Genomic DNA, 8,876 nt, shown 5'->3' with positions numbered 1-8,876 from the left:
TGATAGGATGGCGGAAATACTCATGGAGGACCTAAATGCGAGCTTTCGGAATTATTGCGGTGACCATCGGCGCCCTGATGCTCATCGGCGCCCTGGTAATGGATGTTTCAGTGCCTGCAGGCTTGGGGCGCGTAAACAATATTGGGCTCATGGCTGAGCGGCAGAACTACACCATCATCGGAGGCATCCTTCTAATCGTAGGGATACTGATGGCTCGCAAGAGCGGGAGTCGGCCCCCTGCCGAAGCTGACAGTGACACACGTCCGTGCCCTGCTTGCGCTGAGCTGATCAAGACTGCAGCGACCAAATGCCGATTCTGCGGCGAGGTTGTAGAAGCCGTTCCGGCGCCAAAACTGAAACAGGGTTGGGTAGCCTCCATTCCTTGCCGCCCAGATGAAGATCGCAGTCGATCCGAGCAGGCCGTTATCGCTCTTGGCCTCCCAGTTGTGCCGATGGAAGGGTTCAACATCGCAGCTGGCCCTTTCTCAACCAAGGACGAGGCCAAAGCAGCTGTGAAGCGGCTATCCAGCGAGCACAGCATCTACGCCACTGTCGATTACCGAGACACCGTGAGCGGGAAGTTCCCTCCTCTTCTCGACTGACCCCACCACACAAGCCCGCCACCTCGGGCTCCCCCCGCCCAGGATCCGTCTTGCGCCCTTTTGAAGCCCGCCATTGAGCGGGCTTTTTTACGTCCAACTAAACCGCTCGCGCCAAGAAAGTTAAGTTTTCTAAAAATACCCCTTGACCAAATCTGTTTAGTTTTCTAAATTTCACCTCAAGCAGTCACCAACCAGGGACTGCCGAGGCCCTCACCGGCCGCCGCTCTTTCACATTGATGGGAACCTCGCGGATCGATCCCCTACATGGGCAGCCCCTTGCGGGCATCGCTGAAAGGCGAACAGTGCGAGCAATAAATTCGATCCCCATGCCAGCTCTGGAACTGGCCAGCTCGAAATCAGGCGCTTACGGCGCGGATGGAGGGTTGAGCTGCAACGCTCCCTGCCGGGTAGTCCTCAGAACGGGCTGATGCACTGGTACAGCGGGCCACGCCGGGGAACCGGTGGCGGCTGCAGCAACTAAGAACTCGCCCAGGCCACCGTGGCGTGTAACGGAGCCCAGCAATACCGATTTCACTCGCAGCCATTCCCACGAGTGGCTGCTGGGAAATCAACCGCCCTGGAGGGCAAGACGATGAGCTGCACCTGCATCAGCGATGCCGTGAAGCTGGTTACAGACCAGCTTGCTGAGGAGGAGCCAGGATCCGGGCCTTTCTACATGCGCGCAGAGGGACACAACCTTTCGCTTAACGTCGAGACCGGAAAGGCCATGCGCCGATTCTGCGTCGAAGTCACAGGCCACTACATGGCGCCGAAGAAAACCGGCGGCATGAAGCGCGTGAACAAAACGGTTTCGGTGGTCGCGAACTATTGCCCTCTGTGCGGCAGGGCCTGCACCGCCGATGCGCAAGAAGAGACAACCAGCGCCACGTCAGCCTGACGAAAACTGCCCGATGCCCTGCTCCCCATCGCAGGCTGCATCGGAGTGCGCAGTGTGTAGCTCAGCGCGGTAGAGCAGCGAGCCCGAGCGGTCCGGAACGCAGAGGCTCACACACATGCAGGTCGCCGGTTCGACCCCGGCCACACTGCGCACCCCGATGCATCCCGCATCCCCTTCCCTTCACATACGACCGCATTGGCAGGCGCCAGGCCACCTTTCACGGTGGGTTTGGTCACCCGCGCCTGGCTCCTGGCCAATGCGGTCCAGAGGATCACCAAAATGCACTACTGCACCGATACCCAGGCCGTGTGCCGGGGCTGCGGCCTCAAGTTGCGCGGATCGCCTTCTTGGAAAGGTGGGCTTGCCCATCACCCCGACCCCAAAGGAGAGGTTCACCGCTGCCACTACGGCGGCTGGGTCTGCTCCCGGCGCTGTGACATCAAGGCCTGCGTCGAGCTGGAAGGAACGATGCCCGGATGTGGCGGAGTGAACAGCTTCGAGCGCCTTTCTTCTTACGCCAAAGAGAGCATCAACCGCCATTGGCCGGAGGCAGCATGAGCGGCTGGATCAAGTGCAGCGACAGGCTGCCCGAGCTGCCAAAGGGCGGCGGCAAGGCCTGGGTAATCGCCTACACACCAGCACGCAAAGCGCAGAGCGCCTTCAATGGCGCCCGCTTCCTCTACTGGAACGGCATTGACTGGCGCTACGGGGATGGCTCGCGTTTCGAGCACCGCGTGACGCACTGGCAGCCACACCTCACCCCACCCACTGAGTAACCCGCCACCAGGAGGCGACCATGGGCGCACTTCAAGCAGCACAGTTTGAGTACGACGACCGGATGCCGCCGGCGGTGAGTGAAAGCTCGGCGGAGGAGCGCTGGATCGACGACGGTATCGCCGAGCTGATGGCGCGCCGCGACTTCGTGTTTCAGCGCCGCATGCGCCCCAAGCAGGGCGTCACCTACGAGCGCTTCGCCCAGGCGGTGGATGAGTTCGTGATGGGCCAATTGGGCCTGAACGGCATCAGCAACTCTGTATTGGGCCGCCTGGTTCTGGCGGCGCGCTGCAAAGTGACCAGCGATGCAGCAGCGGCCGCCGACGAGATCATAAGCGTGGCCAACCCTGAATCGGCGCTGGAAGAGATCGCCCGCCAGCTGCTCACCCCCTTCGCCAAAGAAGGAGTGCTGGCTCAGGCCGAGGAGGCGGAATGAATCCTCACAGCGTGGCGGTTCGCGCCATCAAGGCCGCAATCGAAACGATGCTTCTGCCGGGCTCTGGCCCGGTGGAGGACGCCAAGGCCGGAAACGCTGGTGGTCGCCTACTTCTCTCTTCTGGCCATCGACTCCAACGAGTTCAAACACTACTGCGAGCGCATTCGGCGTATTGCCGTTCGGCGCAAGGAGGCTGCATGACTACGCCGATCTTCATGTCGATCGTTGACGAGCAGGTGGCAGAGGTTGCCCAGGCCGTGCCAGATGACCGCATCCTGATGGTTTTCAAGGGCCTGACCCTGGAGGACGCCATGAATCAGGCGCGGCTGGCTCACATCGAGAATCCTGCGGCCTGGTCTGGTCGAGCCTACCTCTGCGGCATCTGCACACTGGCCTACGAGGTACGCACGTGAGTGGCCAGCAGGCCTGGAGCCGGGCGTTCTGGCGCGGCCCCATACGCAAAAAGCCCGGCGCATGGCCAGGCTTTTTCATTTGGGTGCATCTACAACTGAGAATTATTCCAATGGGCGCTTGTGATAACTATAACGCTCCGCATGGGATACCCTCGATGGGTCCGGTGGCCCCTGTTTCTTTTCTCTTCGAAAGGGAGGGCTGTCGAAATAGTCGTCACGATCCTCTTGGCATACCCTTCTGTCGTGATCGACTGCTCTCTCTAGCGGCCTCTCGTTACCGGCTGGCTGGCTGATCTGTCTGTCACTATCTACGCCATACCTGTCTCTGGACATACACACCTCTCAATGCTCAGAAGTCCTGAGCAACTTGAGTATGCGCTTCAAAATCTTCCAGAAAAATTAAAACGGACCACCGGGACAGATCTTAGATTTCTACGCATCGCTAGATCGTATGCTCAATTCAATTCACTCACGCGCCTGTCGTCGGGATTTTCAACTTTTATTAGCAGGGTAAAACTTCCAGTAAGGCCCTGGCGCAGCTCTCTGGGCATCAGGAAGGAGAAATGGATAAGCCAAGAACCATCATTCATTCGGAATGTATCACCTCGGTAAAGAGCTACATCCGTCTCGCTGACGCCGATCCGGCTGGCGATGTCTAGATCACTTGGCGCATCCGACATGCTTATGCCCTCGCGTTCGCTATGGAGTGACCACGCTGTGCATTTGGGCGCGTTATCGTTTGTGGATCGGCTTGGCCGTGTGAGGGTTCATCCAAACAACCTTCGGCCTACCTGCTGGCAATCCGCTGACTCCAGAGGGCACGCTTTCAATCTGGCCTCCATGATTGATGAAGATTTCAGTCTGCTCATTTAACTGCTCATGGGCACGCTGGGTCTCGGGGGAAATGGCCTGGTGCATAAATGCTACCTGAAGTGAAGAGCCGAAGAAAAACGGCTACCAGGTCAGTATACAGGTCATCCGAAGAACCCATGCACTTTTAGACGGGATACCGAAAATTGGCAGCAAAATAACGACAAGATCCTTCCAGTTTTCATTTGTACTGAACGCTCCGCCGCTGCTGTAAAGCCGCATTTCCATAAAACTACTCGCCACCTCACTTCGTAGCTCGTTGAGGCAATTCAAGCTGCGAGCGCACAACATCCACCGCAGCCAGAACCGAGAGCGTACCTCCGTGCCTGGGTGACCTGGCATTTCCCCTTTCAACTGACGGCGCCGGCCTGGCGCGAGGTTTTCCAATGTCCACTACCAACATGCGCATCTGGGAGCAGGTGCAGACCACCGATACCCGCTACACCAAGAACGCCGAGGTCGGCGGCCAGAAGATCACCAGCCTGAACGGCACCGCGATGGTCATGAAGGCGACCGAAATGTTCGGCCCGGTCGGTATCGGCTGGGGCTGGAAGGTGCTTGAGGAGCGATTCGATGACGGCCACGAGGTGTTTGCCGGCGAAGGCGACAAGCGAATCTGTTTAGGCCGGGAGATCGGCCATACCGTCAAAATCCAACTCTGGTTCATGCAGGACGGCCAGCGCGGCGAGGTCGAGCAGTACGGGTGCACCCGGTACCAGTACAAGACCAAGTACGGCATGACCACCGATGGCGAGGCGCCGAAGAAATCCCTCACTGACGCCATCAAAAAAGCCCTGTCCATGCTGGGCTTCAGCGCTGACGTGTTCCTTGGGATGTTCGACGACCAGAACTACGTCCAGCAGCTGCAGGCCGAGCAGGCCATCGAGCAGGCCGAAGACCGCCAAGCCGAGATCGAGCGCCAACAGCAGGAGCGCCTGGACTTCATCAAGGACACGATCGAGACCATGCAGAAGGCGGTGACGCCGCATGAGCGGAAGAAGATCCACGACCACGCTGTGCGCAAGCTCATCGGCCGTAAGGATGAGAAAGGCGCGGCGCGGATCTCGCTTGAACTGAAAAACCTCGACGCCGGTAAACCTCAGGAGGCCGCAGCATGACCCAGCTCTATGCACTCACCGGCCAGATGGCCGAACTGGCAGCCATGTGTGACACCGACGACGAAGGCCTGAAACAAGCCATTCAGGACACCATGGCCGGCATCCAGGGCGAATTTGAGGTGAAGGCCGACAACATCGTCATGCTGCGCCGGAACATCGAAGGCGACATCAGCGCGATCGACGCGGAAATCGACCGCCTCAACGAACTCAAGCGCATCAAGGCTAACAGCGTGACGGCGATCACCGACTACCTGCGCCGGAACATGGACGCGGCCAACATCAAGTCGATTAAGCGCCCGCTGTTCACCATCAGCCTGGTTACCGGCAAGGAAAAGGTGATCGTCGACAACGAGGACGCTGTACCGGACGAGCTGACGTCGGTGGTGACCAAGATCGCGCCGAACAAGAACGCCATCGCCGCCAAGCTCAAGGCCGACCGCGAGCACAACGAGGCCGTCCGCAAGCGCATGGCCGCCGGCGAGGACTGCGAAGACGAACTCATCCCCGAGCCAGGCTGGGCGCACCTTGAGCGCGGCGAAAGCTCGATCCGCATCAAATGAGGTCAGCATGAACCAATCCATCGACCTGGAGGCCGCCAAAGCGGCCTTCTTCGCGTCTGGAGGCCAGCTTGTTGTGCTGGAGGGATTCACCTATCGGCCGCTGCCGGATCGCAAACACCCAGCTCCATCGCCGAAGAAGCGCCGCGGCCTGCCGCCAGTGCAGAACGGAACGCGCCAGGAAAAGGCCAAGGCCAAAGCCGAAATGGTCGCCGAGCTGGCATCCACGATGACCTGCCGCGAAGCATCCCAAGCTCTGGGCGTGCCCCAGGCAACGCTCTGGGACCTGGCAAAGCGCAACGGCTTCACCTTCGTCTCTGCGGCGCGCGGTAAGCACACGCCGAAGCCCGATGATGAAGAGCGCGACGCCAATCTGGCTGAGCGAATCCAAGCACTTAAAGACCAAGGCCTTTCGCGTCACAGGGCCACGCTGAGCCTAGAGATCGGCCACACCACCATGAGCCGCATCATCAAGAAGTTCGGTATCGATTTCCCGGTAAAGAAGCGGAGGGATTAGCCATGCCACGGGTCAATCCTAAAAAGATTCACCCCCTTCCCTACTACCAGGGTCGGACCACGCGAGCGGCCGGCAGGTGTCGGGCTTATCAGCCGCACCCCGAAATGACTATCGACAGCGCATGGTGGCTGGCCGGCTGGCACGATTGCGACATGGAGCTATCCCTTGAACCGAAAGATCATCCGATCGCTGCAGCTGCACAGGCGGCGTGAGCAGTTCAACCTACCGCCCAGCGGATTGAAGGAGGTGCCGTATGGCGATGACTCCCCAAGAGCGAGACGAGAAGCGCAAAAAGAAAGAGGCCAAGGCCGGGGTTGAAGAGCTGCGAATGAAGACCCGCGCCGGCACCCGCCAAGCTCTTACCGAGATCATGCAATGGGCCGAGGTCGAGGAAAACGGCGAGGCCATGACCCTGCTGATCCACCGCATCCATGAATTAGGGCCTGAAGCGGCCCTCCACTTCCTCAGCGCGCCGCGCCACGAAATCAAGCTCTCGAGTTCTGTGGTGCGCAAGCTCGACCAGTTCAGGCTGAGCCGCGAGCTGCGAGCGCCGGGCCTGGAGCTCGGCGAAGACCCAGACGATACCGGCCTGATCCTGCTCGCTGAGCGCGCCTGAACCCACCTATTCCACCATGCCGCATCCGGCCACGGAGGGCGGCGAGGGTCACCATCTGCCTGCCAGGTAAAACATGCCTCCAGCAAAACAGGTCAAAAAGAAGCCCTTCAGTACCTCGCCAAAATCAGCAGCACCTGAAAGCCAGGCTTCGACCTGTGCGGCCAGAAAAAAGAATGCGATGAGCAGAACGACGCTCGCGATCCACCGCTGAATTTTGAACCTGGTCTTGTCGGCTCCAAACCACAGCATGAAGGCCTCCTTCTAGCCATCCGTCCATCCAACCACAATAGCTCGCGCAGCTTCCCCTAGCCACGGAGGGGCGGCGCATGCATGGAGAAAGCCATGAACGTCGAGACATCGACCGTCACCAAGCTGCTGATCACCGAGGCTCCGAACCTCGACCCAATCAGCGTGTACCTCGAAGACCTGGCGCCCTGCAAAGGCAAGATCACCGTCAGCTGCTACGACAAGACCTGGCACGCCTACTGGGGCGGCATGTGGGATGGCCTGAACATTGGCCAGTTCTTCTGCAAGCTGCACGACGCCTACATCATCGGCTACTTCGACCGGGCGCTGAGCTCGCGCCGGTTCAGTGCTGAGGCCCTGGCCGACAAAGCTCGGAAGGTGATCGTGCAGATGAGGCGCGACAGGGATCTGGATGCAGAAGACGCCCGGAGCCTGCTCGACGAGGCTGAGGATGTTCGCCACACCAGCTCGCTCAATGAGTGCGGGGGCGTCCACCGCGAGTTCATGCACCGAGTGTTCGGTGACGACTGGTGGAACCTGCCGGCTGACGCCATGGAGCCGAACCCGGACTGGGCCTACCTCTGCCGAATCATCGAGACGGTGCAGCAGGCCCTGGCCAAGCAATTCCCGATCGCCGCCTGACCCTCCGGCGCTGCCCCCAGCGCCTCAGACAGGACCTCTTCGATCGGGGATAAGACACTTGCCATCAAACGGGCTATATCGAGGCGAGGTGGCGACATTGCTTTGGAACAAAACAAACGCTTCGACTGCGACGCCGGGCAGCCCGCGACATGCGTCCATTTTCCGTCTACCTGCAATGCGTTCTTCAGGGCCGAAATCTTCAACATCGGCGGTCGAGAGGCTTTTGGCTAGGAAAACCACCAGGTTGGATACATCAGTGTCTTCTCTACGCTCTGCCGGGTTGTCGAGCAGGAGCTCAATGATACGGGCTCGGTAAGCCCACCACCGCACCTCGCTACCCCGCTTTTTTGACTGGCGTGCCTCCTCGAGCAGTAAGTCGAGTTTCTGTCGCTCTGCCTGGCTTAGCGGTCGCCATTCCAGCTCGTTGATGAACACCGCGCCTCCCAAAGCACGACTTAGACGTCTCGCTTAAGTGTGGCACAGATCGCCGTACACGGCGCTGCCCGCCTGCGCCTTCCCCTATTCAACGGCAGGGTCGGCGCCAAGGCCTTTCCGGTAGCGGGCAATCTCGATGATCTGGCGCAGGCAGATGACCATTTCCTTTTTCATCTGGTCGTCCGGCAGTCCGATCTTTTTCAGCATCGCCTGGGCTTCTTCCTCGATCGAGGCAAGGGCCTCAGTATCGCTTTTCAGTGTCATGGCGACCTCCACCAGGTCGTGTAACCCATGAAGTGATAGCCCACGAGAGTCACGAGCGCCACGCGGCGCCTTCCCCTATTCAACGATAACGCCTCCCCGGCGAGGGCGGCGCCTGCCTGGAGGCACCATGAAGATTCAGATCAGGACGCTCTACAAGTGCGGCTCCTGTGGCGACATCCACGACGATGAGGATGGAGCCAGGGAGTGCTGCCAGCCAGGAGTGGAGGAGATGTTCGAGTGCCCGGTATGCAAGACCATCCACGACGGTGAGGACGAGGCTCGCTTGTGCTGCGGCAGCGACTCGATCAAATGCCCGTCCTGCTACCGGGACCACTCATCCATCACGCTGTCGTTCCAGGCAATCAAAATCGCCGGCCACTGCACTTCCTGCAACCCAATGTTCACCATCGACCAGCAGCAGGCCATTCAGGACTTGCACTACCACGAGACCGGGCGCCGGGAGCACCTGTTCGACTGACCTCTCGCGA

17 protein-coding genes and 1 tRNA gene are annotated in these 8,876 nt (G+C 59.8%); 13 read left to right on the top strand and 5 right to left on the bottom strand.

Annotated elements, in window-relative coordinates; translation table 11 throughout:
• Positions 1–35: 35 nt before the first annotated feature.
• From ACQKPS_RS02255 to ACQKPS_RS02225, 7 genes are all read left to right on the top strand, one after another.
• Positions 36–602 carry a hypothetical protein gene (locus tag ACQKPS_RS02255; RefSeq protein ID WP_427602439.1) on the top strand — a complete coding sequence of 189 codons (567 nt, stop codon included), beginning with the start codon at positions 36–38 and terminating at the stop codon, positions 600–602.
• A 592-nt stretch (positions 603–1,194) separates the two neighbouring features.
• Positions 1,195–1,500, top strand: coding sequence for a hypothetical protein (locus ACQKPS_RS02250; protein WP_427602437.1), 306 nt, complete (start codon positions 1,195–1,197; stop codon positions 1,498–1,500).
• A 49-nt stretch (positions 1,501–1,549) separates the two neighbouring features.
• A tRNA-Val gene (locus ACQKPS_RS02245) sits at positions 1,550–1,650 on the top strand.
• A gap of 129 nt (positions 1,651–1,779) precedes the next feature.
• On the top strand, positions 1,780–2,058 hold the full coding sequence (locus tag ACQKPS_RS02240; protein WP_427602436.1) for a hypothetical protein: 279 nt from the start codon (positions 1,780–1,782) through the stop codon (positions 2,056–2,058).
• Positions 2,055–2,276 carry a DUF551 domain-containing protein gene (locus tag ACQKPS_RS02235; RefSeq protein ID WP_070384112.1) on the top strand — a complete coding sequence of 74 codons (222 nt, stop codon included), beginning with the start codon at positions 2,055–2,057 and terminating at the stop codon, positions 2,274–2,276. Before ACQKPS_RS02240 ends, ACQKPS_RS02235 begins: the two co-directional genes overlap by 4 nt.
• Before the next feature lie 20 nt (positions 2,277–2,296).
• Positions 2,297–2,710 carry a hypothetical protein gene (locus ACQKPS_RS02230; protein ID WP_427602434.1) on the top strand — a complete coding sequence of 138 codons (414 nt, stop codon included), beginning with the start codon at positions 2,297–2,299 and terminating at the stop codon, positions 2,708–2,710.
• Between the two features lie 197 nt (positions 2,711–2,907).
• Entirely contained in the window at positions 2,908–3,123 is a 216-nt protein-coding gene (locus ACQKPS_RS02225) for a hypothetical protein (RefSeq protein ID WP_427602432.1), read from the top strand.
• A 455-nt stretch (positions 3,124–3,578) separates the two neighbouring features.
• Here the strand turns inward: ACQKPS_RS02225 and ACQKPS_RS02220 are convergent, their stop codons facing one another.
• Positions 3,579–3,803: a hypothetical protein gene (locus ACQKPS_RS02220; protein WP_427602430.1), complete on the bottom strand. Its 225-nt coding sequence runs from the start codon at positions 3,801–3,803 to the stop codon at positions 3,579–3,581.
• Between the two features lie 52 nt (positions 3,804–3,855).
• Positions 3,856–4,041 carry a hypothetical protein gene (locus tag ACQKPS_RS02215; protein WP_427602429.1) on the bottom strand — a complete coding sequence of 62 codons (186 nt, stop codon included), beginning with the start codon at positions 4,039–4,041 and terminating at the stop codon, positions 3,856–3,858.
• 338 nt (positions 4,042–4,379) lie between these two features.
• Between ACQKPS_RS02215 and ACQKPS_RS02210 the strand changes: the two genes are divergently transcribed.
• The 4 genes from ACQKPS_RS02210 to ACQKPS_RS02195 all read left to right on the top strand — a co-directional run bounded on the left by ACQKPS_RS02210 (position 4,380) and on the right by ACQKPS_RS02195 (position 6,801).
• Entirely contained in the window at positions 4,380–5,111 is a 732-nt protein-coding gene (locus ACQKPS_RS02210) for a hypothetical protein (protein ID WP_427602427.1), read from the top strand.
• Positions 5,108–5,671 (top strand): siphovirus Gp157 family protein, encoded by a 564-nt coding sequence (locus ACQKPS_RS02205; RefSeq protein ID WP_427602425.1) that lies wholly within the window; start codon positions 5,108–5,110, stop codon positions 5,669–5,671. Before ACQKPS_RS02210 ends, ACQKPS_RS02205 begins: the two co-directional genes overlap by 4 nt.
• 7 nt (positions 5,672–5,678) lie before the next feature.
• The gene (locus ACQKPS_RS02200) at positions 5,679–6,185 is read left to right on the top strand and encodes a hypothetical protein (RefSeq protein ID WP_427602423.1); all 507 of its coding nucleotides are present in this window, start codon (positions 5,679–5,681) and stop codon (positions 6,183–6,185) included.
• A gap of 253 nt (positions 6,186–6,438) precedes the next feature.
• The gene (locus ACQKPS_RS02195) at positions 6,439–6,801 is read left to right on the top strand and encodes a hypothetical protein (protein ID WP_427602421.1); all 363 of its coding nucleotides are present in this window, start codon (positions 6,439–6,441) and stop codon (positions 6,799–6,801) included.
• A 48-nt stretch (positions 6,802–6,849) separates the two neighbouring features.
• Here the strand turns inward: ACQKPS_RS02195 and ACQKPS_RS02190 are convergent, their stop codons facing one another.
• Positions 6,850–7,050, bottom strand: a complete 201-nt coding sequence (locus ACQKPS_RS02190) for a hypothetical protein (protein WP_427602419.1) — start codon at positions 7,048–7,050, stop codon at positions 6,850–6,852.
• Between the two features lie 93 nt (positions 7,051–7,143).
• Between ACQKPS_RS02190 and ACQKPS_RS02185 the strand changes: the two genes are divergently transcribed.
• Positions 7,144–7,689: a hypothetical protein gene (locus tag ACQKPS_RS02185; RefSeq protein ID WP_427602418.1), complete on the top strand. Its 546-nt coding sequence runs from the start codon at positions 7,144–7,146 to the stop codon at positions 7,687–7,689.
• A 24-nt stretch (positions 7,690–7,713) separates the two neighbouring features.
• On the opposite strand, the gene ACQKPS_RS02180 is transcribed toward ACQKPS_RS02185, so the two are convergent.
• Together ACQKPS_RS02180 and ACQKPS_RS02175 are read right to left on the bottom strand one after the other, a co-directional pair.
• Positions 7,714–8,124, bottom strand: a complete 411-nt coding sequence (locus tag ACQKPS_RS02180) for a hypothetical protein (RefSeq protein WP_427602416.1) — start codon at positions 8,122–8,124, stop codon at positions 7,714–7,716.
• 84 nt (positions 8,125–8,208) lie between these two features.
• On the bottom strand, positions 8,209–8,388 hold the full coding sequence (locus ACQKPS_RS02175) for a hypothetical protein (RefSeq protein ID WP_427602414.1): 180 nt from the start codon (positions 8,386–8,388) through the stop codon (positions 8,209–8,211).
• A 127-nt stretch (positions 8,389–8,515) separates the two neighbouring features.
• Between ACQKPS_RS02175 and ACQKPS_RS02170 the strand changes: the two genes are divergently transcribed.
• Positions 8,516–8,866 carry a hypothetical protein gene (locus tag ACQKPS_RS02170; RefSeq protein WP_427602412.1) on the top strand — a complete coding sequence of 117 codons (351 nt, stop codon included), beginning with the start codon at positions 8,516–8,518 and terminating at the stop codon, positions 8,864–8,866.
• Positions 8,867–8,876 lie beyond the last annotated feature (10 nt).

This window comes from Pseudomonas sp. NPDC086566, from assembly GCF_050280885.1.
Classification (GTDB): domain Bacteria; phylum Pseudomonadota; class Gammaproteobacteria; order Pseudomonadales; family Pseudomonadaceae; genus Aquipseudomonas; species Aquipseudomonas vlassakiae.
Note: the sequence above shows the minus strand (reverse complement) of the source record. Positions and strands in the feature narration are given on the sequence as shown.

What these genes read in the sequence shown, in the direction of transcription:
- ACQKPS_RS02225 (WP_427602432.1), top strand. Translation starts at nt 2,908, where the DNA reads ATGACTACGCCGATCTTCATGTCGATCGTTGACGAGCAGGTGGCAGAG.
- ACQKPS_RS02170 (WP_427602412.1), top strand. Translation starts at nt 8,516, where the DNA reads ATGAAGATTCAGATCAGGACGCTCTACAAGTGCGGCTCCTGTGGCGAC.
- ACQKPS_RS02190 (WP_427602419.1), bottom strand. Translation starts at nt 7,050, where the DNA reads ATGCTGTGGTTTGGAGCCGACAAGACCAGGTTCAAAATTCAGCGGTGG.
- ACQKPS_RS02220 (WP_427602430.1), bottom strand. Translation starts at nt 3,803, where the DNA reads ATGTCGGATGCGCCAAGTGATCTAGACATCGCCAGCCGGATCGGCGTC.
- ACQKPS_RS02235 (WP_070384112.1), top strand. Translation starts at nt 2,055, where the DNA reads ATGAGCGGCTGGATCAAGTGCAGCGACAGGCTGCCCGAGCTGCCAAAG.
- ACQKPS_RS02185 (WP_427602418.1), top strand. Translation starts at nt 7,144, where the DNA reads ATGAACGTCGAGACATCGACCGTCACCAAGCTGCTGATCACCGAGGCT.
- ACQKPS_RS02250 (WP_427602437.1), top strand. Translation starts at nt 1,195, where the DNA reads ATGAGCTGCACCTGCATCAGCGATGCCGTGAAGCTGGTTACAGACCAG.
- ACQKPS_RS02240 (WP_427602436.1), top strand. Translation starts at nt 1,780, where the DNA reads ATGCACTACTGCACCGATACCCAGGCCGTGTGCCGGGGCTGCGGCCTC.
- ACQKPS_RS02210 (WP_427602427.1), top strand. Translation starts at nt 4,380, where the DNA reads ATGTCCACTACCAACATGCGCATCTGGGAGCAGGTGCAGACCACCGAT.
- ACQKPS_RS02205 (WP_427602425.1), top strand. Translation starts at nt 5,108, where the DNA reads ATGACCCAGCTCTATGCACTCACCGGCCAGATGGCCGAACTGGCAGCC.
- ACQKPS_RS02215 (WP_427602429.1), bottom strand. Translation starts at nt 4,041, where the DNA reads ATGCACCAGGCCATTTCCCCCGAGACCCAGCGTGCCCATGAGCAGTTA.
- ACQKPS_RS02175 (WP_427602414.1), bottom strand. Translation starts at nt 8,388, where the DNA reads ATGACACTGAAAAGCGATACTGAGGCCCTTGCCTCGATCGAGGAAGAA.
- ACQKPS_RS02255 (WP_427602439.1), top strand. Translation starts at nt 36, where the DNA reads ATGCGAGCTTTCGGAATTATTGCGGTGACCATCGGCGCCCTGATGCTC.
- ACQKPS_RS02200 (WP_427602423.1), top strand. Translation starts at nt 5,679, where the DNA reads ATGAACCAATCCATCGACCTGGAGGCCGCCAAAGCGGCCTTCTTCGCG.
- ACQKPS_RS02195 (WP_427602421.1), top strand. Translation starts at nt 6,439, where the DNA reads ATGGCGATGACTCCCCAAGAGCGAGACGAGAAGCGCAAAAAGAAAGAG.
- ACQKPS_RS02230 (WP_427602434.1), top strand. Translation starts at nt 2,297, where the DNA reads ATGGGCGCACTTCAAGCAGCACAGTTTGAGTACGACGACCGGATGCCG.